Raw genomic sequence first — 25,770 nt, forward strand, 5'->3', positions numbered from 1 at the left:
AAAATCCTAACCGTTCACCTGTTCTTTTTTCTTGAAATGTTCTCTTTTTGTTCTATTTTATTATTACCCAGAACAAACACCAAAACAGAAGAAAGATTTTAATGCCCCCTTTTTCACAGCATCAAAAAACAGACCTAAAAAAGAGCCTGCGCGCTCTTGAACGCTGTTCTGATGCGCAAAAAAAGGAAAAAAGCCCGGCAACAACCTCTTTGGGATTATCTGCCCTTGATGATGCTTTGCCAGATGCCGGGTTAGAACATGGGGTTATTCATGAAATAGTTCCTCAGAACCATACGGATTTTCCGGCAGCCCTTGGATTTGCCGCAGGATTGGTAGAGCGCCTTTCCAAAGCACACAACCTTCCTGTGCTTTGGTGTAGCCTGGGGCGGGGACTGGATCACCCGCCCCGGCTCTTTCCGCCTGGATTGCCCGCCCTTGGTCTTTCACCGGATAAAATCCTGCATATTGATGTTCAGAATGAACGAGAGATGCTGTGGGTTCTGGAAGAAGCCCTTTCCTGCCCCGCGTGCCCCTTATTGATTGCCGCCCTGAATCAGCCTGAAAAATTATATGATTTTACAGCGAGCCGGCGCCTTTCTTTAAGGGCCGCCCGTCATCAGGGAACATTATTTCTGATCCGTCACCATTTGGCCAACCACCATTTGAAAGGCCGCGGGGCAACCGCAGCCGCAACCCGCTGGTCCATCGCAACCCGCCCCAGCCAGCCCTTTTTTTTTACCAATGCAAAAATGCCCGGATTTTCCCGCCCGCGCTGGCAGGTGGCACTCACCCGTTGCAAACGGGGCCGTCCCAATCTTTGGGAACTGGAATGGGATCATGAGACGTTTTCTTTCCGTTTGGCTGCCCCGTTGGCCGACCGAACGACAGCACCTGACCTCCCCGCAAGCACAGAGGCCGACATCTACAAGATCAGCGCGTTCCGATAAAACAGCCGGCCTTTCCCCCTTTGCCTTCACCACGCAGGTTGGGAACACCGTTCAAATTACAGCCGTCAATGAGACGGCCGAGAAAATGGGCGTACATCCTGATATGTCCTTAACAGATGCGCGGGCCCTGTACCCGGCGCTTGAAACACGCCAGGCCACACCAGAAGACGACCTTTCAGCGCTGCATCGTCTGACTTTATGGTGTCTGCGCTACAGCCCTTTGGTGACCCTCCATCCGCCTGATGGCTTTGCTCTGGATATTACCGGATGTGCCCACCTTTTTGGGGGCGAAAAAGCCATGTTTCTGGAAATCGAAAATCGTCTGTCAGATTTTGGATTAACCTGTAAAACAGGGGCCGCCGATACCATCGGTGCGGCATGGGCCGCTGCGCGTTATGGACGAGAAAACCAGACCCTTGTCCAATCGGGGAATCATATTGCTTTTTTATCCCCCTTGCCGCTTGGCGCCTTAAGGCTACCAAAAGCTCAGATACAGCGCCTTAATCAACTGGGATTACGGAAAATTGGTCACCTGATCAGGGCCCCGCACGCTCCGCTCACCAGCCGGTTTGGCCCTGATCTTATACGGCATCTGCAACAGGCAACAGGGGCCACGCCTGAAACGTTCAATCCACTTTCTGTTCCCCCCACCTATACAGTGCGGCATCCGTTGGTCGAACCTGTCCAGCATCTAGCGGCTGTGGAGGCCACCATTGAAATTTTAGCCCGCCAGATTGAAGAGCTTTTAAAAGCGCGTCAGGAAGGCGCTCGGCTGCTGAATGTTTTGATTTTTCGCGTGGATGGACATCTGGAAACACTAAGCGTTCAAACGAGCAGCCTGTGTCAGGAAGCGGACCATATTACCCTGCTCTTTCGGGAAAAAATTGCGATCCTTCATGACGAGCTGGATACCGGTTTCGGTATTGACCTGATCTGCATGTCAGCCTTGAAAACCGAATTTATGCCAGATCAACAATCCTCGCTTTCGGCTTCAACAACAACATCCCCGGTTGATGTAGAAACCGATCTTGCCACACTTTTGGATCGCTTTGGAAACCGTCTGGGCTTCAACCGCATTACCCGTTTTATTCCTTTTGAAAGTTATATTCCCGAAAAATCCGTTCGCTCTTGCCCGGTCACAACCCTGTCGTCACAGAAAAAATCACCCGCCTGGGAGCCACCGCACTCCCCACGTCCTTTTCTGCTGTTTTCCCCGGCGGAACCTATCACTGTTATTGCAGAAGTCCCGGATGGCCCACCCCTTCAGTTCAAGTGGCGCCGCCTGCATCATCATATTACCCGCGCCGAAGGACCAGAACGTCTGGCGCCAGAATGGTGGGATGTTGGAAACCCTCTCTCCGGGTTCAAAACACGCGATTATTATCGTGTTGAAAATGCCTTGGGGCATCGTTTCTGGTTATACAGGGATGGCCTGTATGAACGAACAGACGATCGCCCCCGCTGGTATATGCAAGGGCTGTTTCCATAATGACAATTTCCCCCGACGCTGCCCGCTATGTTGAGCTGGCGGTCACCAGCAATTTCAGTTTTCTAAGGGGCGGCTCCCATCCACACGAACTGGTTCTGACCGCCGCAACTCTTGGACATACGGCGCTTGCCATAACGGACCGCAATACATTGGCAGGCATTGTTCGGGCTCATATTGCCGCTAAAGATATGGGGATACGGCTGATTGTCGGAGTTCGGCTGGTTTTCATGAACGGTTTTGAATGCCTGTGTTTTCCAAAGAACAAAGGAGCCTATAGCCGACTGACCCGCCTCCTAACCCTTGGAAACCGCAGGGCGAATAAAGGAGAATGTCATTTATTTTTATCTGATCTTGCACATTTCTCTAAAGATCAGGTTTTTGTGGTCATGCCCCCTGCTATCCTGACACCAGTATTTGAAGAACAGCTGTCAGAATTTTGCACCCTGTTTCCTGAACAAGCCAGCCTCTCCTTATCGCGGTTATTCTCCGGGAAAGACCAGGAAAGGCTGGAACATCTATCCACATTATCTGATCAGTATAATTGCCCCATGGTCGCAACAAATGACATTCTGTATCACATTCCAAACCGGCGCCCCTTGCAGGATGTTCTGACCTGCATCCGAAATCATTGCACAATTCAGCAGGCCGGTTTTCGGCTGCAGGCAAATGCCGAGAGATATCTCAAAAAAGCTTCAGAAATGTATCGGCTGTTTTCCGGATTTGAAGCGGCTGTTCAGCGCAGTCACTTGATTGCTGAAAAATGCACCTTTTCAATGGATGAATTGGCGTATCAGTATCCGGAAGAGCCGAACGGCGAAAGTCTGACCCCGCAGGCAGAATTATCGCGGTTAAGCTGGATTGGTGCGAAAGAACGGTTTCCTGATGGCATTCCTGAAAAAGTAAAACAAGCCATTAAATATGAATTGACGCTGATTGATCAGTTAAAATACGCGCCTTACTTTCTGACGGTCCATGACATTGTTCGATACGCCCGTTCCTTAACACCGCCCATCCTGTGTCAGGGGCGCGGGTCCGCCGCGAATTCCACGATCTGTTACTGCCTTGGCATTACGGCCGTCAATCCTGCCGAAATTGATCTTCTTTTTGAACGTTTCATCTCGGCGGAGCGCGATGAGCCTCCTGATATTGATGTCGATTTTGAACATGAACGGCGCGAAGAGGTCATTCAGTATATTTATGCCAAATACGGGCGGCACCGGGCAGGACTGGCGGCCACTGTCATCACCTATCGGTCTCGTAGTGCCGTCCGTGAAGTTGGCAAAGCCATGGGGTTGTCGGACGATGCGGTCAGTTCATTAGCCGCAAGCGTCTGGGGACGCAGCTCGTCCGGTATTCAGGACCATCAGGTTACAGAAAGCGGACTTGCCGCTTCTGATCCCACGTTAAACCAGATTTTGAAACTCACACAGCTGTTGATCGGCTTTCCCCGGCATCTATCACAGCATGTCGGGGGGTTTGTCATTACCCGTGGTCCTTTGGATGAACTATCCCCCATCTCCAATGCTGCGATGGAGAACAGAACCGTTGTTGAATGGGATAAGGATGATCTGGATGCCCTTGGTATCCTGAAAATCGATGTTTTATCACTGGGAATGCTCACCTGCCTTCGAAAATCCTTCGATTTACTGGAACAGCACTATCATAAGCCCATGCAACTTGCCCATATTCCAAGGGATGACCCACCAACCTACAAAATGATCCAAAAGGCTGATACCGTCGGTGTTTTTCAGATCGAAAGCCGGGCCCAGATGTCCATGCTTCCCAGATTACGACCTGAAAACTTCTATGATCTGGTTATCGAAATTGCCATTGTCCGACCCGGGCCAATCCAGGGGGAAATGGTGCATCCCTACTTGCGCCGCCGGCAGGGGCTGGAACCGGTTGAGTATCCATCAGAAGAATTAAAAGCGGTCCTTGAGAAAACAAAAGGCGTTCCGTTATTTCAGGAACAGGCCATGAAGATTGCGATGGTCGGTGCAGGCTTCACTGCATCTGAGGCAGATCAGCTTCGCCGGGCTATGGCAACCTTCAAAAAAACAGGCGATATTGGCAACTTTCGGGAACGGTTTATCAATGGCATGATCAATAAGCGATATGATCCGCACTTTGCCGAACTGTGCTTCAAACAGATTGAGGGGTTTAGCGACTATGGCTTTCCTGAAAGTCATTCAGCAAGTTTCGCCTTGCTAGCCTATGCATCAGCCTGGCTTAAATGTCATTACCCCGATATATTCGCCGCAGCCCTGTTAAATTCACAACCAATGGGGTTTTATTCCGCCTCCAGTATTGTCCGGGATTTTTTAAGCCATGGCGGCAAGGCGCTGCCTGTCGATATCAACGAAAGCGATTGGGATTACACGCTGGAAACACCGGGTCGTGGCGACAGATATCACGCACTGCGTTTAGGGTTCCGTCAGATTAGCGGCCTTAAAAAAGCCGCAGCCCTCACCATAACAGAACAACGCGCAACCGGTTATGACAGCGTACGGGATTTATATTTTCGTACAGGGATTGATATGAAATCTCTGGAAGATCTGGCCCATGCCGATGCGTTTCGTTCCATTGGTCTGGACCGACGAGAAGCGCTTTGGGCTGTTAAAGGGCTGGGCGGTTATTCAGGACGGCGCGCGGCGTTGGAAGAACTTCCCTTGTTTGCGGCCGCTCATGATGCGGCTTCTGAACTCCAGAATGAAGTGGAAATGCAGCTTCCTACAATGCCTCTTGGACAACATGTGGTCGAAGATTACGCAAGCCTGCGTCTTTCTTTAAAGGCGCATCCGGTTTCTTTCCTGCGCCCCCTTTTTGATCAACGAAGGGTCTTAAAAGCATCTGATTTACCGCATTGTAAATCCGGCCAAAAAATACAGATCGCCGGGTTGGTTCTGGTCCGTCAGCGCCCCGGAACGGCGGCAGGCGTAATCTTTATGACATTGGAAGATGAAACAGGCACCTCAAATGTCATTATATGGCCGAAGAAATTTGAACAATATCGTCGCATTGTCCTTTCAAGCCGCCTCCTGCTGATTAGAGGAGAGCTTCAAATGGAACAGAATGTAATTCATATCATAGCCGATCAAATCAACGATATGAGTGCACAACTAGCCACATTGACCGAAGAAGGCAACATCCAGCAATCCGACATGAAGAAAAGCCTGGAAAAGCCAAATCTGTGGCGCCATCCTCGATCGTCAAACGTCATGCCGAAAGGACGCAATTTTCATTAACGCCTGAAGAACCCCAAAGACGGACCTTCAGAAAAGCCTCAAACCTCTTTCGTGCTACCCCACCAATGGACCGTTTCCTGAATGGTCCTCTCAAAAGACGGTAAGGAGCCAGATATTTCAGCCCAGTCATCGGGCCGTCCTTCTATAAGTTGTGCCTGATTGGCCAGACGTACGGCACAAAGAGAACTCGCCACCCCTTTAATCGTATGGGCCGCTCTTCCCACCCGCTCGGTGTCACGACTAGATAGACCTTCCTTGAGGCTAACAAGCTCATTATTTATAGAGTTTGGTGCCTTCTCAAGGAGTACCGACACAACATCCGTCCCAAGCTGTCCTTGAAAGTCACTCATATTCTCATCACTTCCGATCGGATCTCGCAACGTTGCTTCGAACAATTCAGGGGCTCCCATATCATCGACGGTGCGGTCGCTCTCGATCTCATCCTGCTGGACTGATGCGCCCGCAGTATCGCGCCTGTTTCGCGAAATGATATCGTTCAACTGTTTTTCTGTAAAAGGCTTTGTCAGAACGCCATCCATTCCAATTTCGCGGAACAAAGCATGGCGTTCAGCGAAGGCTTCTGCCGTTAAGCCCACAATCGGAATATGCGCGCCCTTCTTTTGGGCCCGTATCTTCTTGGTTGCTTCAATTCCATCCATTTCAGGCATATGAACGTCCATCAGAATGAGATCGAAATGACCGGATGCCATTTTTTCAACAGCAACCTTCCCATTTTCTGTCGCCTCAAAACTATGTCCCAGCTTTGTTAAAGAGGCTTCCAAAATCGCCAAATTAACATCATTGTCTTCGGCAATCAGAATATGAAGCGGCGTAATTAGCGCCGTATCCGGTCTGGAAAGCATGTCTGCCAGTCCCACATCACCCCGTTCTAATGCAGCCGGCCCCTCCTTACAGATTTCCAAGGGAAGCAGGACATAAAACCTGCTCCCTTCTCCTTCTTTACTTTCAAGGCGGATTTTCCCACCCAATATTCCAATTAGTTTTTTTATAATTGTCAGGCCTAAACCTGTTCCTCCAAATTTCCGGGCAACCGAATTATCGACCTGAGAAAAAGAGTCAAAAATTGCAGATTGCCGATTGGCAGGAATACCCACACCCGTATCTGAAACAAGTATCTGTATGTTTTGCCTGTTTTCGTCCCCTCCCGGTTCGACAGAAACGCTCAACGTCACATAACCTACCTCTGTAAATTTAAAGGCGTTACTCAACAAATTCATTATGATCTGACGGATACGGGTTGGATCAGACTTGAATCGGGAAGCAATATTGGATGAAATTTCAGTGTTGAACTGGATATTTTTTTCACTCGCTAAAAATTCGAAGGGAGATTTTACCGTCTGGATAACTTCCAATAAATCAAATGAAATACATTCAACCTGCAATCCGCCCGCCTCGATTTTACTCATATCCAAAACATCGTTGATCAAATCAAGCAGCACATTGCCGGATCGCAAAATGGTATCCAGCATGCTCTTTTGTTCTTCATCAAGCGTCGTATCCCCCAGCATACGCGCGACACCGATAACACCGTTTAAAGGTGTCCTGATTTCATGGCTGATCGTTGATAAAAAATCTGTTTTCGCCAGATTGGCGGTATTGGCCTGTAGCAACAGGCTTTCCAGTTTTTCAGCGTCCCTCAGTCGATCGGTAATATCCATATAAGTGGAAACAAAACCGCCACCGGGCATCGGGCGCGTCGACACCTCAATCTGATGATCCGTTCCAAAATTACTTACAAAGCTTGTCACATGCGGGTTGCCGGCAAATTCCAATTGTTTGTCAAAACTATCCTGTTCGTCAAACTTGCCAAAATCCTCCCGCCCGACAAGGTACCCAAGGCAATCCTCAAAGCTGACACCAACTCTAAGCATGTCACCGGGCAGGTTAAGCATATTCTGGGCAAGTTTGTTCACAACGGTCAGTTCCAGATCTGCATTGAAAACCGTTAAGCCGACAGGCACATTTTCTTTTGTTGTTTCGAGTATTTCACGGCCAAACCGCAGCGCGTCTTCATCCGCTTTTCTTTGTGTTACATCCCGAATGATGCCCGTGTAAAGCTGCCTTCCGTCCACTTCCATTTTGCGAACCACAAGGTCCATAGGAAATAAAGTGCCATCCTTGCGGCGGCCCCTTAATTCATTAAGGGCTTCCCGTTCATTCTGTCGTGTTTCACCAAAAAATATTTCGATAAATCCATTCCAACCGCCATGCCCCAGATCCGGCATCAGCTGATTGAAATTCATGGTTTCCAATTCATATGTCTCATACCCGAATATCTTGCCAACTCTAACATTGAAACTTTCGATTTCTCCCTGGTCACCAACGGTAACAATACCATCTGCAATTGTATCCAGAAGCGTATTCAACCGTGACGTTTGCGAGACAAGAAACTTTGCATCATTTTGTAATCTGGACTGGTGAAGCTGCTGTTCAACGCTGGCACCAAAATCGTTGAGAGCAATAAATTCGTCACTTGTAAACGTGCGAGGCTTCGTATCCATCAAACAAAGTGTCCCGACAGTCAGTCCCCCGCCCACTTGCAACGGATAGCCGGCATAAAAGCGTATTTCTGACGATCCTAAAACAAATCTTCTACCCTTGAAACGTGGATCCAGTTCTGTATCGTGCACATAAAGAATGTCGTCACTCAAAATGGCTTCTGCACACAGTGAACCTGCACGTCCAACCTGCTGCACATCAATTCCCTGACAGGATTTGAACCAAAGGCGGTTTTCATCTACAAGGCTGACAAGGACAATAGGGACATCAAAATATGTTTTTGCTAATCTTGTTAAGCGATCAAACCCTTCCTCGTGAATAGTATCCAGCAATCCCAATTCCTGGAGAACCTCCAAACGCTGTTCTTCATATTCGGGGATCTCGGATACCGTCACAATCAACCCTCCCAAGGGTGTCGCAAAGTGCCAATCAAAGTTGATTAAAATAGAAATTTTGCTCGTTTATTTTATTTTTTCTTAATTACGATAACGTTAATTTAGCAAAATATCGAAAAACGTCTCAGATCCGTTCTACACCTTGCACCGGCCCGATCAAAGGCATAGTGCAAGGCGGCAAAAATGATCAGGCGACAGGAACCCAAAAATCGAATTCACTGTGTTTTTCATCAAACAGCTGAAGAAAGCCGAGGCACTGATCATTTTTCAAATATCCAAAACAAACTTCTCTGGTTTCCGCCAACGAATGACCGAAGGTAATCTCACAAAAATCAACTTCGCTTGTTTGCCCAATTACATGACTGAGTGTATTGGAGGTTTGAGACAAATACGCGCTTTCCATTCGTTCTGATTGAGACAAAACCTGCCGCTGGCCAATGAGTTTCTTGTTTTCTACAGTCATAAAACCAACTTCGATACATCCAAATTTTTCAGGGGGCTGAAACCCGTTTTGGAGGATCTTACCAGACCGAAGAACAATGCTTTCCGGATTAATTAGTGACAACAATGCCCGCGAACTATCCGCTTCGGAATATTGTTCGTGCATTTGATCAAAAGCCGATTGGTTTTCGAAAAAAATGATATCCGCAAACCCGCCCTTCATATTGGACAGCAGGGAATGAAACCCAACCCCTTCAATTGGTGCCAGAAATGATCGTTGCCATTGAAGAGAGGCAGCCAGTATCTTCTCAGTCGTCGCGGTTTCATTCATCTCAAATTTTGCAAAACCAAAAACGGAATAATCAGTTAAATTTTTGTTCAGCATCCAAGGGTCTCCTATAATGGATATCGTTATAAATCGGTGCCAAAATTAATAGATGTACACCCTGACAATTTGTGTCAGTATTGGATATGCGCTTAACGAGACTTTTTAAAATTCTGGATCTTCTTCGTACCTTGCGCCTGCCCATTTCGGCCCAAAGCCTCGGACAGAAGTTTGGGGTCTCAACACGAACCGTTTACAGAGATATCGCCACACTTCAGGAATTAGGCGCGCCGATTAGAGGCGAAAGCGGTCTTGGATATCAGATCGAAAAAGGCTATTTTCTACCACCCCTGCATTTCGATACAGACGAGCTGGATGCGCTGTCACTGGGCATCCATCTGGTGACCGCCCGCTCAGACGACAACCTGAGCAACGCAGCAAAAAGTGCGTCTGCGAAAATAGCAGACGCCCTTCCCGAGCAAATGAAAGGCCAATTCGAAAATGATCCCTTTTGGGCTTACTCCCGAGAAAAAGAGGAAAAACCCCAACAGTTTTCATATCTTACTGACATCCGTACAGCCCTTAGGAACAGAAACAAACTGGACCTTCACTACAAATCCCTCAAAGGCGTTCATAGTCGAAGAACAGTTTGGCCTTTGGGATTAACGTTTTTTGACGACGCATGGCTTCTGTGCGCTTGGTGTGAAAACAAACAGGATTTCCGGAATTTTCGGGTGGACTTAATTCAAGAGCTTACACGGCTGGAAACGCTGTTTCACCCCACTCCGGGGCGGACGTTCAACGATTATTTGCGTTTGTGGTAAGCCACCAAAAGATCAGTTTTAAAAAAGTTCATTTTTGATATTGATAATCATTCTTATTAGTAATAAGGTGCCCTCAATAGGGTATCTGCTGCTTTTGGCGATGCCTTTCTCCACATTGATTACTTTCCAACGGGATATCCATGTTTTCACTTCGCAAAACAAAACACTCGCTATTGGCGATTTCAGCTGGTTTGTTTATGGCCACTAATTCAGCTACCGCCGATCCGGTCTCTAAAGACGCCGTGTTAGAAACCTATTCAAATATTGCGCATGCCATTTTTGAAGACAGCGTGACTACGGCCAAGGCATTGGAGGCCAGCATTCACGCCCTTATTGCAAATCCGTCCAGTGCAACCCTCAACGCCGCTAAGGCGGCCTGGATTACGGCGCGGATGCCTTATCAGCAAAGTGAAGCCTATCGTTTTGGTAACCCGATTGTTGACGACTGGGAGGGTCGCGTTAATGCATGGCCTTTGGATGAAGGATTAATCGATTATGTGGATCAATCTTATGGAACCGAAGCGGACTCCAACCAGCTTTACACAGTGAATGTGATCGCCAATAAAATACTTTCCGTCAACGGAAAAAGGATAGATGCCTCCCTGATAACCCCGCAATTTCTGGCAGAGACACTGCACGAAGCTGAAGAGGTAGAAGCGAATGTCGCAACCGGGTATCACGCGATCGAGTTTTTATTATGGGGACAGGATACTAATGGTACAGGCGCTGGCGCAGGTGCCCGCCCGGCAACGGATTTTGACCTTGAAAACTGTACTGGCGGAAATTGTGAACGGCGCATTCAATATCTAACATCTGCCACGACATTGTTGATAAATGACCTGGAAGAAATGCAGGGCAACTGGTCAGAAAATGGTGCAGCGCGGGCGCATCTATTAAATAATCACGACGCCGGAATTGCCATTATATTTACCGGAATGGGGTCTCTTTCCTATGGCGAACTTGCGGGTGAACGCATGAAGCTTGGGTTATTACTGGGAGATCCGGAAGAAGAACATGATTGTTTTTCCGACAACACCCATAATTCCCACTATTTCGATCAGATTGGCATTCGCAACGTCTATACCGGACATTATAAGCGCATCGATGGCCGCGTTGTTTCAGGTGCCTCTGTTGCTGATCTGGTAAAGGCTCAGGATGCAACCGTGAATGCCGACCTTTTGGAAAAACTGGACCAAACCGTCTCCGCCATGGCCCGGTTAAAATCCCGCGCCGAAAGCATCGAAGCCTATGATCAAATGATCGGTGAAGGAAATGCCGCTGGAAATGCTGTTGTTCAAGCTGCGATTGATGGTTTGATTGATCAGACCCGATCCATCGAGCGGGCTGTATCAACATTAGGGTTAAAAGCCATTGAAATTGAAGGCTCCGATAGTCTGGATAAACCTTCCTCTGTTTTCCAATAATATCTGAGAGGGCGCATGCCCCCTTTGTTCATTCTGAGTACAGACAATGAAACCTTTAAAATTTGGAGTGTTGGGTGTCGGGATCCCTCTTGCTCTGTTGTTGGCACATACTGTAGCCGCCGCGCCTGCAAACAACCACCGGACGGATTTGTCACAGAAAGATCAAATACGCGTGTTGTCAGTGACCCGCCCCACGAATGATTTCCAAAATGCCGAAACTTTCGAGGAAAAATCTGCGGGGGCCACAACCGATACCGCTCGTCCTTCCTCAAATGCTTTTTCTCAAAGCTCTGCCAATCTTGATTTTGAAGGCCAAAGAACCTTCAAACTTGGGAACGGTCTGTTTCGTAAAATATGGGTATCATCCCCATCCTCGACACAGGCATCTGATGGCTTAGGTCCCCTTTTCAATGCGCGTTCCTGCCAACGTTGTCATTTAAAAGATGGGCGCGGGCATCCACCCGAAAATGCATCTGATCACGCCACATCCATGTTTCTGCGACTATCAGTTCCCCCCAAAACAGAACAGGAAAAAGCCGATATAGCCTCTGGGCGAAAGGCGCTTATTCCAGAGCCCACCTATGGTGGACAGCTACAGGATTTTGCAGTCTCCGGCCTGAAGGCAGAAGGTAAAATGGTTATCCAGTATACGGAGGTTCCGGTCGAGCTCGGTGATGGAACTGTTGTCTCGTTAAGAAAGCCTGCTTATTCGGTAGCGGATCCGGGATTTGGGGATCTTTCAAACGACGTTCTTTTATCGCCGCGCATTGCACCGCAAATGATCGGGTTGGGTCTTCTGGAAGCCATACATCCGATGGACATCAAATCTCAGGCCGATCCTGAAGATCAGGATGGAGATGGGATCTCTGGTCGTATCAGTGAAGTATTTGACTCCGAAAGCGAAGAGAAAAAGCTTGGGCTTTTTGGTTGGAAAGCATCAACTCCGACGGTTCTTTTGCAATCGGCCAATGCCTTCGCTGGAGACATGGGCATTTCAAGCCCGATGGCCCCGCGTCATCATGGGGATTGTACCGCCAATCAGCAAGACTGCCGTAACTTGCCAACCGGTGTACAAAGCCGGCTGGGCGATACCGAAGCCCCCGACCCTGTTTTGGAACTTGTCGCCTTTTACGCTCGTAACCTCGCTGTTCCGAAAAGGCGCAATGTCAACGACACCAGGACATTGAAGGGCAAGGAGATATTCTATACAGCCGGCTGCACCGCCTGTCACACCCCTAAATACGTGACGCGCCGAGATGCCCCGCAAAAAGAGCATCGCTTCCAACTTATATGGCCCTATACAGACATGTTATTGCACGATATGGGTCCGGGCCTTTCTGACCAACGTCCTGTTGGTAGCGCCTCCGGATCTGAATGGCGAACAGCCCCTTTATGGGGAATTGGACTAACGGAAACGGTAAACGGGCACACTTTCTTTTTGCATGATGGACGGGCGAGAAACCTGCTGGAAGCTATTCTCTGGCATGGCGGAGAAGCGCAGGCATCACGGGATGTGGTTGCCGATCTGGATCAGGAAAACCGGGAAGCTCTTCTTTTCTTTCTGAATTCCTTATAAGGAAGGCAACATGTTTTTTAGAAAAAAAGCAAGCGCGATTGTCCTTCTCGCCATATCGCTCAGCCTGACCATAAGCCCTGCGCAAGCGCAGGAAAAATTGTACAAAACCGTTATTCATAACGCGATTTCAAAGGCCATTTTGCCAGGCTATACGCGCCTGCAAAACGCGTCCCGATTGCAGGTTTCAAGCCTGAAGTCGCTGTGCACTCAAAAAACAATCGCCAATCTGGAAACCGCCCAATCTGATTTTAAAAGCCTTCTCATCGCATGGTCTAAAGTGGAACTGTATCGGTTTGGTCCCGCCCGCGTTGACAACAGACAGGAAAAATTGTTTTTTTGGCCAGACCGGCGATCCCGCGGATTGAAACAGATCAAATCCATTTTATTGCAAGAAGATAATCAGGTTCTGATCCCGGAAAATCTAATCGGGAAAAGCGTGGCTGTCCAGGGTTTAACAGCCTTGGAATATGTGCTGTTTGGAAAAGGAGCCAAAACGCTGTCAAAGTCAGAAAGTAGCCCCTACCGATGTTCATATGGTCTGGCTATCGCCAAAGTGATTGAACAGAATGCAACCTTTCTGAAAGACGGATGGCAGGAAAACGCGCGCTATCCGTCTATCCTAAGCAATCCTGGTCCGGCAAACCCGATTTATAAATCCGCAAAAGAGGTTATTCGTGACTTGCTTCAATATTCCAACGAAATCCTGCAAATTGTGGAGATGCGCAAAATCCAACCGATGCTAAAGAAGGGTTTTGACAGCGCCGCGCATAAACCGGCTCCGTTCTGGCGCAGCAATATGACCATCCAAACCCTTGTTGCAAACCTTCAGTCCGTTGCAGAACTACAAACCCTATCAGACATGCAAGTCCTACTTCCGAAAGATGAAAAGGGTCAGGTATCATCATTACATTTTGAAATTTCTCAAGCCTTGAAGATGCTCAAGGTGATTAAACAATATGGGACCTTATCCCATATTCTTCAAAATCGCGAAGCCTACGAAAAACTTGTTTATCTTAAAAATCCGATAGGCGGAGCCCAGAATATTTTGTCTGAATATTATCCTGAGGCTCTGGGGATTACGATGGGGTTTAACTCACTTGATGGAGATTAACAGGCGTCAATTTATCTGTGCATCAGTCGCCAGCCCGTTTTTTACAGGATCCGTGATAGCTGCGGGTACCCCTGCTTTCGTGTTAGCCGGAAAAGACAAAGATGGCGGTTACTATTCTGTTCTGTTGGACCAGAATGCACGGATTTTGCGTGCTGTTCCTTTGCCTGGCCGGGCTCATGGGGCCGCCTATTGCAGGCAGTCGAACACCCTCATAACATTTGCTCGAAGGCCAGATCAATTCGCCGTCGCCTACGCGGTTGAAACCACCTCCCCAATATCCGTTATTCAGTCAGCGAAAGGGCGTCATTTTTATGGGCATGGGGCATTTTCCAAAGACGGAAAATTTCTGTACGCAGCCGAGAATGATTTTGACAATGAAACTGGCGTGATTGGTATTTATGATGCGCAAGACAGGTTTAACCGTCTTGGTGAATGGCCGAGCGGTGGCATTGGCCCCCATGAAATCAGATGCTCCAACGATGGAAAAAGGCTCATTATTGCGAACGGCGGTATTCTGACCCATCCGGATTATCCCCGGCAAAAATTAAATCTGCCAGACATGAGGCCATCCCTGACGATACTGGACTTGCCCACTGGCGATCTGGTCAAACAGGTTGTCCTTGACCCTACATTGCGGCAGGTTTCTCTTCGGCATTTTGCTGAAGATCATCAAGGAACAATTTGGATTGGCGGTCAATATCAGGGACCGCTCATCGATGACGTGCCGCTTTTATTCAAACTTGGAAAAGCATCCTCTGTGCTGGAACCCCTTATCCTGCCGCGCTCCCTAGGACAGGGCATAAAGCACTATATTGGCTCGGTCGCCGTCAGCAAACAGGGATCAAAAGTTGCATTTTCCGCACCGAAGGGCAATCGAGTGTTGATTTGGAACCATCAGGAAAGTTCTTTTGAAACCGGTTATTCTGAAAGCGATATCTGTGGGTTGGCCCCAATGGGATCAGGCTTTCTCATGTCCACAGGGCCCGGTAAGCTCATTCATGAAACCACCGAGCAACTCCCCTTTCAATGGGATAACCATATCACTGCGCTATAGGGTTCAGGAACTTCTAACGGGCCAATGCTTTAAAAACATCCTGCGGAGAAATACTACCAACAGCCTGTTGGCCTTCAACCACCTGAATAGTCTCAAGCTCCCCTTCCATATGGCTAACCAGCACCTGCAAGGGCGTATCGACGGACACCGCTGCCCCGTCGCCGGCCTTCAAGCCCGAGGTCAGAGGACGCATCACGTCCTTTGCTCTCAGAACGTTCATCGGGTTCATGTGAGCAACGAAGTCTTTCACATAGTCATCTGCCGGTTTCAGAACAATTTCCTGTGGGGTCCCGAACTGAACAATGCGTCCGCCTTTCATAATCGCTATTTTATTTCCAATTTTCATGGCTTCATCAAGATCATGACTGACAAACAAAATCGTTCTTTTGGATCGCTGCTGAAGATCCAGCAATTCATCTTGCAAATGCGCCCGAATAAGAGGGTCCAACGCACTAAAAGGTTCATCCATCAAAAGAATGGGGGCTTCAGTCACAAAAGCACGGGCTAGCCCCACACGTTGACGCATTCCCCCAGACAATTCGGTTATTTTGCGATCTTTCCAGTCAGACAAGCCGACGAGCTCCAGCTGATGATCCACTTTCGCCGCACGTTCTTTCTTGGAAAGGCCGGAAAGCTCCAACCCCAGGCCAACATTCTCCGCGACCGTCCGCCAGGGCAGAAGCGCAAAATTCTGAAAGACCATGGACACAATATCGCGGCGCAAGTGCTGTAGATGCTGTTTATCCGCACAGCCGATATCAATCAGTTCATCACCATTGTGAACCTGAACATTTCCATTTGTGATCGGATTAAGACCGTTTACTGTCCGCAACAACGTCGATTTTCCGGATCCGGACAGTCCCATCAACACAACAATCTCGCCACGTTCTACAGACAACGTGCAATCAGAAACGCCCAGGACATTGCCAGTTTGCTGTTCAATTTCTTCACGTTCTTTACCGGCATTGGCAAGATCGAGCGCCGGTCCCGTATCTAGACCAAAAATCACCGAGACATTGTCAAATTGAACTGCAATATCCATCCGGATTAATCCTTCGAAGAACGGATCAGTCGATCCAGAATAATGGCAACCAACACGATAGCCACGCCGACCTCAAAGCCTTTTGCGATATTCACCTGATTAAGGGCGCGTAACGTTGGAACACCAAGACCGTCGGCACCAACCAATGCTGCAATCACGACCATTGAAAGAGACAGCATGATTGTTTGCGTAATACCGGCGCGGATTTGTGGGAGCGCATAGGGAATTTCAATTTTCCAAAGAACCGCCCAATGACTGCCGCCGAAGGCAACACCGGCTTCCTTAAGATCAGGCGGCGTGCTTGAAATCCCCAACTGTGTCAGTCGAATAGGCGCTGGCAGGGCAAAAATCACGGTTGCAATCAGTCCCGGCACCATCCCTAAACCAAACAGAATGAGCGCAGGAATGAGATAAACAAAGGTAGGAATAGTTTGCATCAGATCCAAAACAGGTCTGATTGCCGAATAGAACCAAGGCTTTCGAGCGGCATAAATGCCAAGTGGTATCCCCAGCAGCATGCACACAAAGGTAGAACCCAGGACCAACGCCAATGTTTCCGTGGTTTCTTCCCAATAGCCCTGATTAATAATCAATAACATTCCAAGCAGGACAAAAATTGAAAATCCGATCGAGCGGCGTAAATACCATGACAGGGCAACCGTTACGCCCACAATAATAAAGGGGTGCGGACCTTGAAGGATAAAAAGGATCCCTTCAATAAAGCCTTCAAGTGCGAAGGCCAGTCCGTCAAAAAACCAAGCACCATTCTCAGTTAGAAAATTCACGAAGGCCTTGGCCCACTTGCCGATCGGAATTTTCTCTTCGGTCAACCAGTCCATTCTATCACCCCAAAAGGTAAAGGCCGGTCAAACACCGGCCTTTAACGCATAAATTATAGACCCAAGCTAGCTTTAACAGCGGCAAGGCCGTCTTTACCGTCAAGGGTTTTGACTCCGGCAAGCCACTTCTCGAGGACCTCCGGATTTTTCTTTATCCACGCTTTCGCGGCTTTTTCCGGGTCTTCATCATCATTCAAAATGGCGCCCATGATCTCGTTTTCGAGCTTCAGGCTGAATTCAAGATTTTTAAGAAGCATGCCGACATTTTTGCATTCTTCTGAATATCCTTTACGCGTATTTGTAAAAACTTCGGCACCCCCAAAATTTGGACCAAAGTAGTCATCGCCCCCCGAAAGATAGGCCATTTCAAAATTCGCGTTCATTGGGTGCGGCTCCCAACCTAGGAAAACAACATGTTCCTTTTTCTTTTTGGCGCGCGCCACCTGAGAAAGCATTCCCTGTTCTGATGATTCAACCACCTTAAAACCATCCAGCCCCATGGATTTTTCTTTGATCATATCCTGAATAAGACGGTTCCCATCGTTACCAGGCTCAATACCATAGATTTTACCGTCCAGCTGATCTTTGAATTTTCCAATATCGGCAAAAGACTTAAGTCCAGCGTCGTACGTGTATTTGGGAACCGCGAGCGTATATTTGGCACCTTGCAGATTTCGGGCAACGGTCTCGACTGTGCCCGCATCCCGATACGGTTTGATATCCGCTTCCATTGTCGGCATCCAATTCCCAAGGAAAATATCAATATCGCCGTTTGCAAGGGATGTATATGTCACCGGAACAGACAATACTTTGACATCGGTTTCATAACCAAGTCCCTGAAGGACAGTTGATGCGGTTGCTGTGGTCGCAGTGATATCGGTCCAGCCAACATCAGAAAAACGCACAGTTGAACAATCTGCATAGGCAGATGCAGATAACGCGGTAAAGCCAGCAACAAATAAGGATGTTTTCAGTGTTGTATTCATTTAGCAGCCCCCCTTGAGGTCAGTTTTGTTCCGTATCGGTCCTGCGATACAGATGGTGCATGTCTTCAGCAAAATCCAAGATCGGTGTCTATCAGCGAAGAAGCGTCTCAATCATTTATACCCTGTTCCCTTATGCCAACATATTCACCCGCCAAAATCAATGTTTTATTGATTGACCAGTTAATCAAAAAAAAAGTATAAAAAATACATCATAGAATTTCTTGTTTTCAGCCACTTAAGGAACATTATGCCTAAAGTTGGAGTTGAAGATTTCCGGAAGAAAAGTCTTATTTCCGCGACGCTTCATACAATTCAGGACAAAGGAACAATCGACATTCGGGTTAGTGACGTCGCCCGACATGCTGGTGTTTCATCAGGTCTGGCACACCATTATTTTGGTAATAAAAATCAGATGATCCTGGCTGCGCTCCGATTTTTATTAACGGAGTTTCGCGGGCAAGTGAACCATGCGCTGCGGTCAACAACGACCCCTCGCGGCCGGCTGTCCGCGATCATTTCCGCCAGTCTCAATCAATGCCAGTTCAGTCAGGAAAATATTACAGCCTGGCTTATTTTCTACGCACATGCGCAGGAAAATATCGAGGCACAGAAGTTATTGCAGGTTTATGTCCGCAGACTGCGCTCCAATTTACTATATGATTTGAAAAAATTAACAGGGGAACAGGCTGGGCCTATTGCCGAAATCGTCGCTAGCCTGATTGACGGGTTTTATATCCGGCAGGCGCTTCGAATGGGCAAAGCAGATGGTGACTATGCCCGTTCATTAATTGAACATTCTCTTGATTTACATATCCTGGCAGCTGTTGAAGGACCCGGGCATGACGTATGATTACATTGTTGTTGGTGCGGGTTCTGCCGGCTGCGTCCTTGCAAACCGATTAAGCGAGGACCCCAATAATTCGGTATGCCTAATCGAGTTTGGCAGTTCAGACAGCAGCATTTTTATAAGAATGCCTACCGCTCTTTCCATCCCCATGAATATGGATCGGTTTAACTGGGGCTTTGAAACAGTGGAAGAACCAGGCCTCAAGGGACGCAAACTGGATTGCCCACGGGGCAAGGTCCTTGGCGGCTCGTCGTCGATCAACGGTATGGTTTACGTTCGGGGCCATGCATGCGATTTCGAGGAATGGAAAGAAGCGGGTGCAGACGGTTGGGGATATGCCGATACCCTCCCCTATTTCAAACGGGCAGAAGACTGGATTGATGGCCCTGACCCTTATCGCGGGCAAAAGGGTCCATTAAAGACGAATAAGGGGAACAACATGTCCATGAACCCCCTTTACAAAGCATTTATCGATGCTGGTGTCGAAGCAGGATATCCCGCAACGTCTGATTATAATGGTCAACAACAGGAAGGTTTTGGCCAGATGCACATGACCGTTGGAAACGGGAAACGGGCATCGACCGCACAAACCTATTTGAAAGCCGCGAAAAAGCGCCCGAACCTGACGATCCTGACACAGTGCCTTGCACATAAGATCGTTATTAACAACAAACGGGCCACTGGTGTCGAAATTTCTCAGGCCGGTGCAAGAAAAATCCTGAACGCCACAAAAGAAGTCATCCTGTCCGCTGGTTCGATCGGGTCACCAACACTTCTGCAACGTTCAGGGATCGGCCCGGCAGAGGATTTGAAAAAAGCAGGGGTCGATCCTATCCATGATCTGCCCGGCGTCGGCCAAAACCTGCAAGATCATCTGGAAGTATATTTTCAATTCAGATGCAAAAAACCGATTACCCTGAACAGCCGTTTAAACCCGCTTTCCAAAGGTCTGATTGGCGCGAGATGGTTGTTGTTTAAAACTGGCCTGGGCGCGACAAATCACTTTGAATCCTGCGGCTTCATTCGCTCTGACGCGGGCCAGAAATGGCCGGACATTCAATATCACTTTCTACCTGCTGCCATGCGATATGATGGCCGCACGGCCTTCGATGGGCATGGTTACCAAGTGCATGTGGGTCCCAATAAACCGAAAAGCCGGGGCTCTGTCATGATCACGTCGGACAAGGCCGAAGACAAACCTGAAATTCGCTTTAATTACCTGACCGAAAAGAAGGATATTGAGGACTGGCGCAAAGTTATTCGATTAAGCCGCGAAATATTGACGCAACCTGCATTGGATGAATTTCGGGGCGACGAAATACAGCCCGGTGACAGCATCAACAGCGATGAAAAAATAGATCAGTGGGTTCGGGAAAATGTCGAAAGCGCCTACCACCCGTCCTGCACCTGCAAAATGGGGGCAGACAGCGACCCTATGGCCGTTCTGGACCCTGATTGTTCGGTTAAGGGCATTCAAAATCTACGGGTTGTGGATTCTTCTATTTTCCCGACGATTACCAATGGAAACCTGAACGCGCCCACAATTATGGTGGCCGAAAAAGCATCCGATCATATACTGGCCAAACCGCTTCTTGCACAGTCTAATGCTGACTACTGGCTAGACCCTGAATGGCAGACCCGACAACGGCTTGGAAAACCGGCCCGATAGTAAGCCCGGGCAACTGGGTGTCTTGTGAAAGGCTTAGATGTGCCTCCCCTTCTGACGCAAACTCTGTAAAGAGCCCGGGAAGCAGGACCCGATGAAAATCAAAAAAGCCGGCTAGGTCACATGACCATGATGCCAACTTAGAATATCGGCTTTCAGTTCGTCCAGTTCATCCTGTTCCAGTTGTTCAAACTCAGGATCATGATGGTCAGCTAAATGCTTGGAAACGTTTTTCCAGTCTTCCCGCTGTAACGCTTGGCGGGCCAATGGAAAAAGAGCTATCTCCTCCATTCGCAGGTGATTTTTATGGGCCGTACTATATTCCTGAGCGACTGAGGCAAACCACATCCGGGGGATCTCGTTATCCTGTTCGATATTATCAACGGCCTCCAGCAAATGATCGGCCAGGAAAGATAATTTTTTATGCTCTATGGGAAGGTCCTCAATTTTCGAGGCTTTTTCCGGACTTCTGACTTTCACCCATTTATAAATCTCGTCTTCCGCCTTGTGGTGTTTAAACTGACTGGTGCGGGTGAGAAACTCCAAGATAGATTGCACAAGGTGATAATCCAGAACTTTGCCTGATGTAAACTGGTCGACTTCCTGATCGAGTAAATAGAGAAGCTTCGACATCGTTTTATGATCTTTGGTAAGCTGATCGATAATGACTGACATTGAACAAACTCCCATTTGTTAAGGATCGATCATCTAACCGTACCCAATGCGGTGTCCAATACATTGATTGAAATCAGCGAACGGTAAATATAAAAATAGCCGCCTGAGGATTAGCCCGTTTCTGGACGAATGTTGAAGAATACCGCATATAACGTCGGGACCACCGCCAAAGTCAGGATGGTTCCCACGCCCAGTCCAAACGCCATGGCGCTTGCCATTGCATAAAATAGTGGGTCCTGCGAGATAATCAGCGGCAACAATCCCAAAACAGTTGTCAGGGATGTAATCATGATCGGCTGCAAACGGGCAAGGCATGCCTTCACCAATGCGTCATAAGCCGACTGGCCACGGTCCCGTTCAAAATCAATCCGATCGATCAGAACAATACCATTATTAATAATAATCCCCGCCAAACTGAAAAACCCAAGAATTACCATAAAGCCAAACAAGGCGTTCAATGCAAAAAGGCCCGCCGTTGCCCCCACCAGTATCAAAGGGATCGTTAAAAAGATGATGACCGGTCGGCGGAACGAATTAAATTGCCAGACCAGCAGTAACACAATGATCCCCAGACAAACTGGTAAATTGGCAAACAGCTTTTCGTTGGCTTCTGCCTGACTTTCAACTTCACCCGCGATTTCCCAACGATGGCCGTCGGGTATATCCAATCCGGCCAGATACCCATCCAAACCGCTAAAGATTTCAGCCGCCGACAAAGTTTGATGCTTTGCCGTCACCATGATTGCTCTTTCCTGATCCCGCCGTTTGATACGCGCGGTTTCCCATTGTCCATTTATCGTGGCAATCTGATCCAACGGGACCCATTCCCCTCTTGAGGATGAGAAGACGACAACGTCAATCAAACCATTAATTGTTCCTCTTTCCTTTTCATCGGACTGGATAACAACGGGAATAACCGTGTTCCCTTCCCGAAATTCCGTGATGGCGCTTCCTGAAAAATAGATATTCAGGGCATTTGCAACATCTTCCGATGTAACACCGGCTTGCCGGGCCCGCGCCTGATCCACATCAACAATGATTTTGATAACCGGATTTTCCCAGTTTTGTTTCGCCACCAGCATTCCCGGAATTTTCTTTAGAGTTTCAACCAGGTTATCGGCCTGGGACCGCAGAAGCAGACTGTCATCGCCGACAAACCGCAACTGGAAAAGTCCAGCTTCAGAGGCCCCCATCCACATTTTTTTCGCTTCGCCGCGCGCTTCGGGCAAAGCATCCAACATATAGCGCCGTGTTTTAGCAACAAGGCCATCCACATCTTCGGTTGATTTTGTTGTCACCAGAATAAAAGCCCGATGCGGGTCAGGATCCATTGCTGCAAGCGACAAGAAAAACCGAGGGCCGCCATTGCCCACATAGGCGATATTACTTTCAATCTGGGGATTTATCTCCTGATCAGATAACCAGCCCGTCAGTCTGCCGACCACGGCATCTGTTTTTTTAACAGACGTTCCCGCAGGCAAATCCAGATAAATCAAATATTGGTTGCGATCCCCGAGCGGGAAAAATTCCTTGCCAATGAAATTAAGGAGATAACCGGACAGAAGCAACAGCCCCACCATCCCAAGCAGGAAAAGATAACGAAACTTCAATACAGCTTCCAATATAGATCGATAAAGCTGTTCAAACCCACTTTTAAAGCTGTTGGTTTGTACCTGTCCTTCTTCTTTGGGTACCGTTGACTTCGGTGTTTTCATAAACCAGACGCATAATACAGGCGTCAGAAACAGTGACAGAAACCACGATGACAACAGAACAATTGTAACAACCTGCGCCAAAGAGCCCGTAAATTCACCAGCTCCGCCTTCAGAGAGGGCCATCGGGACAAAAAACAGGATGGTTGTCAAAGATGAGGTTAGCAACGGCATCGCCAGTGTTTTTGACGCTTCAATCGCCGCCGCTCGGCGATCTTCTCCCTTCTTCAGTCGCACGCCAATATCTTCTGCGATCACAATGCCATTATCAACCAGCATCCCAAGCGCAATAATCATTGCCGCAATCGATACGCGCTGCAATTCAACATCGAACTGGCGCATAATGATGATGCTCATCAACATGGTTATGGGAACAAAAGAACCGACAATCAGCCCGGTTCGCACCCCCAGGAAAAGCATGACAATAACAAGGACGATCACCAGTGTCTGATAAAGGTTGTTAACCGCTCCTTTAACCGCATCATCCACCAATTCTGGCTGGAAAGTCGCGAAATCCAGGACATAGCCCCAAGGAAGCTGTTGTTGCAGTGCGTCCACTTTCTCAACAAGCATCTCGCCAAAGGCAACACTATTGATCCCTTCTTTAATGGACAGCGAAATAATGATGGCGGGCTTACCGTTGAAATAAACCGGATCTTTTGGCGGATCAATGTAATCCCGTTGAATTACGACTAGATCCTTTAGGCGAAAGACCTGATCCGTTTCCGGGATATCGATAAAGGTATTTTCAATTTCTTCAACCGTATCAAAATTTCCACTGGGCTCCAGAATGATATTTTGACCCGCAGCGTCGATTTTTCCGCCGGGCAGAATAATATTCTGTTCTCTCAGCGTGGCAATAACGGTATTCAGATTGATGCCCAACTGTGTGATACGAGAGCGTTTAAAATACAGATAGACCCGCTCATCCTGCTCACCAAATCGCTCTACTTTGCTGATCCCGTCCAGCGTATAAAATTTTTCACTGAGATTTTTGGCGGTCTCCTTCATTTCTGACAATGAAAAACCATCGCTCCACAAGGCAATCGTAGCGACCGCTGTTTCCCCCACCTGATCATTCACCAGTGGACCGATCGTGCCATCGGGCAGTTCAGATGTAATATCTGTCATTTTATCCCGAAGATCTGCCCAAACCGGTGCCAAATCATCGACCGAGTCATGCAGGGTAATTTTGATCAGGGAAACCCCGGTTTTTGAATCCGAGTCGATATGCTTAACTTCGGGTATCTGACGGATTTTTTCTTCCAAAGGGCGGGTCAAAAGGTCTTCAACGCGCCCCGAAGACATTCCAGGGAACTGGGTGGTTATGTTCGCATTTCGAATAACAATGGACGGGTCTTCACGGCTTGGATACGTCACAAAAGTCAAGACCCCCATGATCACAATTGCCAGAACCGACAAGATCGTAATTCGCGAGTTATTCAGCGCAAATTTAGTGATATATGCCATGCCGATATTCCCTATCCTGAACGCTGCTTTAATTCGCTACAGTGGTTATTCGTTTGACTTTCTGACCATCCGACAAAAATGAAACGCCTGCAGAAACAACCAGATCCCCGGCATCAACCCCTTTCACCGCGATCAAATTCCCCCGGACCGTTTCAGGAATAACAGGACGCCGTGACAGCGTTTGAGAAGCCGGATCAAAAATATAAACAAAACTGTCTTTTAAGTTCTCCGACGCAGAAATTGCGGTCAGGGGAATTAAAAATCCATGTTCTCCGGGCGCATTCTGGGTCACCAGTAATATCTCACCACTCATACCAGCCCGTAAAGCAGAGGGTGGTTCAATTAAACTGACTTTAACGGGAAAAACATTACCGGCACCGGCAACCCGCGAGATTTCCGTAACACGCCCCCTGACAGTTTCTCCGGGTAAGGCGCCAAATTTTGCCGTTGCGACCATCCCCATATTGAGATTTGAAATGACATTTTCAGGCACCGAAATCGATACTTCAAGAGCGCCTTCAGCATCCAGCGACAAAATCTGCTTTCCGCCGCCAACCTCTTCATTTGGTTCAGCGAATTTCTCGGCGACGACCCCTTGATAGGGAGCCGTCAACACGGCATCCGCCCGTGCCCTTTTAGCCTGATTTAACCGGGTTGTTTTAAAGTTGACCTCGCCAAGTGCAGTTTCCAACGCATATTGCGCCTGCTCTAACGCCGCCTTACTTACCCAACCTTTTTCAAACAACTGCTTGTTGCGCTTGAAATCTTCTTCCTTTTCCGCTGCCGCGGATCTGGCCTTACCAAGCTCCGCTTCAGCCGCCTCTACATCCAACTCAAACGGGACAGGATCCAACGTTGCAAGGGTCTGGCCTTTCTCGATTTTGTCACCAATATTAACCGAAATACTTTTTACCGTTCCGGCCAGCGGAAAGCTTAAATTTGCGGTATTAGCAGCAATGATCTTACCTGAAAAAGTACGTTCGTTTCCGCCCGCATTCTGCGATACGTCGAACAGTTTAACCGCTCTAATCGGTTCGGATTGGTTGATTGCGGGTTCATCACACGCACCAAGCAAAAGAGACGTAACACTGAGCAGAATAACCGACAATGACTTCATTCTTGCCTCCATAGGTAGCGTGAATAGCCGTTTGCAGGATTAAGCCACCACCCAGACGCAAGAAC

Annotated in this window: 18 protein-coding genes; 10 read left to right on the forward strand and 8 right to left on the reverse strand. The window is 48.2% G+C overall.

Annotation, left to right across the window (positions count from 1 at the left end):
• The first annotated feature begins 101 nt into the window (after positions 1-101).
• From OIR97_RS10940 to OIR97_RS10950, 3 genes are read left to right on the forward strand one after another with little or no spacing between them, the layout of a single operon-like run.
• The gene (locus OIR97_RS10940; protein WP_169545661.1) at positions 102-947 is read left to right on the forward strand and encodes an ImuA family protein; all 846 of its coding nucleotides are present in this window, start codon (positions 102-104) and stop codon (positions 945-947) included.
• A complete protein-coding gene (locus tag OIR97_RS10945) occupies positions 838-2,436 on the forward strand; it encodes a Y-family DNA polymerase (protein WP_169545662.1) in 1,599 nt (532 codons plus the stop codon). Before OIR97_RS10940 ends, OIR97_RS10945 begins: the two co-directional genes overlap by 110 nt.
• Entirely contained in the window at positions 2,436-5,681 is a 3,246-nt protein-coding gene (locus OIR97_RS10950; protein ID WP_169545663.1) for an error-prone DNA polymerase, read from the forward strand. Before OIR97_RS10945 ends, OIR97_RS10950 begins: the two co-directional genes overlap by 1 nt.
• A gap of 38 nt (positions 5,682-5,719) precedes the next feature.
• Here the strand turns inward: OIR97_RS10950 and OIR97_RS10955 are convergent, their stop codons facing one another.
• A complete protein-coding gene (locus tag OIR97_RS10955; RefSeq protein WP_169545664.1) occupies positions 5,720-8,596 on the reverse strand; it encodes an ATP-binding protein in 2,877 nt (958 codons plus the stop codon).
• Positions 8,597-8,783: 187 nt separating this feature from the next.
• The gene (locus OIR97_RS10960) at positions 8,784-9,422 is read right to left on the reverse strand and encodes a hypothetical protein (RefSeq protein ID WP_169545665.1); all 639 of its coding nucleotides are present in this window, start codon (positions 9,420-9,422) and stop codon (positions 8,784-8,786) included.
• A gap of 86 nt (positions 9,423-9,508) precedes the next feature.
• Between OIR97_RS10960 and OIR97_RS10965 the strand changes: the two genes are divergently transcribed.
• The 5 genes from OIR97_RS10965 to OIR97_RS10985 all read left to right on the forward strand — a co-directional run bounded on the left by OIR97_RS10965 (position 9,509) and on the right by OIR97_RS10985 (position 15,351).
• Complete coding sequence (locus OIR97_RS10965) at positions 9,509-10,186, forward strand: helix-turn-helix transcriptional regulator (RefSeq protein WP_169545666.1); 678 nt, start codon at positions 9,509-9,511, stop codon at positions 10,184-10,186.
• A gap of 140 nt (positions 10,187-10,326) precedes the next feature.
• A complete protein-coding gene (locus OIR97_RS10970; protein WP_169545667.1) occupies positions 10,327-11,610 on the forward strand; it encodes an imelysin family protein in 1,284 nt (427 codons plus the stop codon).
• A gap of 46 nt (positions 11,611-11,656) precedes the next feature.
• Positions 11,657-13,186: a di-heme oxidoreductase family protein gene (locus OIR97_RS10975; protein WP_169545668.1), complete on the forward strand. Its 1,530-nt coding sequence runs from the start codon at positions 11,657-11,659 to the stop codon at positions 13,184-13,186.
• Between the two features lie 10 nt (positions 13,187-13,196).
• Positions 13,197-14,297, forward strand: coding sequence for an imelysin family protein (locus tag OIR97_RS10980; protein WP_169545669.1), 1,101 nt, complete (start codon positions 13,197-13,199; stop codon positions 14,295-14,297).
• Complete coding sequence (locus OIR97_RS10985) at positions 14,287-15,351, forward strand: DUF1513 domain-containing protein (RefSeq protein WP_169545670.1); 1,065 nt, start codon at positions 14,287-14,289, stop codon at positions 15,349-15,351. The genes OIR97_RS10980 and OIR97_RS10985 overlap by 11 nt, the downstream gene beginning before the upstream one ends.
• Positions 15,352-15,364: 13 nt before the next feature.
• Here OIR97_RS10985 and choV read toward each other — a convergent pair whose 3' ends face one another.
• The 3 genes from choV to OIR97_RS11000 are packed head-to-tail and all read right to left on the reverse strand — an operon-like array spanning position 15,365 to position 18,218.
• The gene (gene choV / locus OIR97_RS10990) at positions 15,365-16,393 is read right to left on the reverse strand and encodes a choline ABC transporter ATP-binding protein (RefSeq protein ID WP_169545671.1); all 1,029 of its coding nucleotides are present in this window, start codon (positions 16,391-16,393) and stop codon (positions 15,365-15,367) included.
• A 5-nt stretch (positions 16,394-16,398) separates the two neighbouring features.
• Positions 16,399-17,232: a choline ABC transporter permease subunit gene (choW, locus tag OIR97_RS10995; RefSeq protein ID WP_169545672.1), complete on the reverse strand. Its 834-nt coding sequence runs from the start codon at positions 17,230-17,232 to the stop codon at positions 16,399-16,401.
• Positions 17,233-17,285: 53 nt separating this feature from the next.
• Entirely contained in the window at positions 17,286-18,218 is a 933-nt protein-coding gene (locus OIR97_RS11000) for a choline ABC transporter substrate-binding protein (RefSeq protein ID WP_169545673.1), read from the reverse strand.
• A gap of 247 nt (positions 18,219-18,465) precedes the next feature.
• Between OIR97_RS11000 and betI the strand changes: the two genes are divergently transcribed.
• Positions 18,466-19,068, forward strand: a complete 603-nt coding sequence (gene betI / locus OIR97_RS11005; RefSeq protein WP_169545674.1) for a transcriptional regulator BetI — start codon at positions 18,466-18,468, stop codon at positions 19,066-19,068.
• The gene (gene betA / locus OIR97_RS11010) at positions 19,058-20,734 is read left to right on the forward strand and encodes a choline dehydrogenase (RefSeq protein WP_169545675.1); all 1,677 of its coding nucleotides are present in this window, start codon (positions 19,058-19,060) and stop codon (positions 20,732-20,734) included. Before betI ends, betA begins: the two co-directional genes overlap by 11 nt.
• A 111-nt stretch (positions 20,735-20,845) precedes the next feature.
• On the opposite strand, the gene OIR97_RS11015 is transcribed toward betA, so the two are convergent.
• The 3 genes from OIR97_RS11015 to OIR97_RS11025 all read right to left on the reverse strand — a co-directional run bounded on the left by OIR97_RS11015 (position 20,846) and on the right by OIR97_RS11025 (position 25,705).
• A complete protein-coding gene (locus OIR97_RS11015) occupies positions 20,846-21,406 on the reverse strand; it encodes a hemerythrin domain-containing protein (RefSeq protein WP_169545676.1) in 561 nt (186 codons plus the stop codon).
• A gap of 110 nt (positions 21,407-21,516) precedes the next feature.
• The gene (locus OIR97_RS11020) at positions 21,517-24,588 is read right to left on the reverse strand and encodes an efflux RND transporter permease subunit (RefSeq protein WP_169545677.1); all 3,072 of its coding nucleotides are present in this window, start codon (positions 24,586-24,588) and stop codon (positions 21,517-21,519) included.
• Positions 24,589-24,616: 28 nt separating this feature from the next.
• Positions 24,617-25,705: an efflux RND transporter periplasmic adaptor subunit gene (locus OIR97_RS11025; RefSeq protein ID WP_169545678.1), complete on the reverse strand. Its 1,089-nt coding sequence runs from the start codon at positions 25,703-25,705 to the stop codon at positions 24,617-24,619.
• Between the last annotated feature and the right edge of the window lie 65 nt (positions 25,706-25,770).

The sequence above is a fragment of the Sneathiella aquimaris genome, assembly GCF_026409565.1.
GTDB lineage: Bacteria > Pseudomonadota > Alphaproteobacteria > Sneathiellales > Sneathiellaceae > Sneathiella > Sneathiella aquimaris.

Coding starts and splice junctions, on each gene's coding strand:
- OIR97_RS10940 (WP_169545661.1), top strand. CDS start 102: ATGCCCCCTTTTTCACAGCATCAAAAAACAGACCTAAAAAAGAGCCTG.
- OIR97_RS10945 (WP_169545662.1), top strand. CDS start 838: ATGAGACGTTTTCTTTCCGTTTGGCTGCCCCGTTGGCCGACCGAACGA.
- OIR97_RS10950 (WP_169545663.1), top strand. CDS start 2,436: ATGACAATTTCCCCCGACGCTGCCCGCTATGTTGAGCTGGCGGTCACC.
- OIR97_RS10960 (WP_169545665.1), bottom strand. CDS start 9,422: ATGCTGAACAAAAATTTAACTGATTATTCCGTTTTTGGTTTTGCAAAA.
- OIR97_RS10965 (WP_169545666.1), top strand. CDS start 9,509: ATGCGCTTAACGAGACTTTTTAAAATTCTGGATCTTCTTCGTACCTTG.
- OIR97_RS10970 (WP_169545667.1), top strand. CDS start 10,327: ATGTTTTCACTTCGCAAAACAAAACACTCGCTATTGGCGATTTCAGCT.
- OIR97_RS10975 (WP_169545668.1), top strand. CDS start 11,657: ATGAAACCTTTAAAATTTGGAGTGTTGGGTGTCGGGATCCCTCTTGCT.
- OIR97_RS10980 (WP_169545669.1), top strand. CDS start 13,197: ATGTTTTTTAGAAAAAAAGCAAGCGCGATTGTCCTTCTCGCCATATCG.
- OIR97_RS10985 (WP_169545670.1), top strand. CDS start 14,287: ATGGAGATTAACAGGCGTCAATTTATCTGTGCATCAGTCGCCAGCCCG.
- choV (WP_169545671.1), bottom strand. CDS start 16,393: ATGGATATTGCAGTTCAATTTGACAATGTCTCGGTGATTTTTGGTCTA.
- choW (WP_169545672.1), bottom strand. CDS start 17,232: ATGGACTGGTTGACCGAAGAGAAAATTCCGATCGGCAAGTGGGCCAAG.
- OIR97_RS11000 (WP_169545673.1), bottom strand. CDS start 18,218: ATGAATACAACACTGAAAACATCCTTATTTGTTGCTGGCTTTACCGCG.
- betI (WP_169545674.1), top strand. CDS start 18,466: ATGCCTAAAGTTGGAGTTGAAGATTTCCGGAAGAAAAGTCTTATTTCC.
- betA (WP_169545675.1), top strand. CDS start 19,058: ATGACGTATGATTACATTGTTGTTGGTGCGGGTTCTGCCGGCTGCGTC.
- OIR97_RS11015 (WP_169545676.1), bottom strand. CDS start 21,406: ATGTCAGTCATTATCGATCAGCTTACCAAAGATCATAAAACGATGTCG.
- OIR97_RS11020 (WP_169545677.1), bottom strand. CDS start 24,588: ATGGCATATATCACTAAATTTGCGCTGAATAACTCGCGAATTACGATC.
- OIR97_RS11025 (WP_169545678.1), bottom strand. CDS start 25,705: ATGAAGTCATTGTCGGTTATTCTGCTCAGTGTTACGTCTCTTTTGCTT.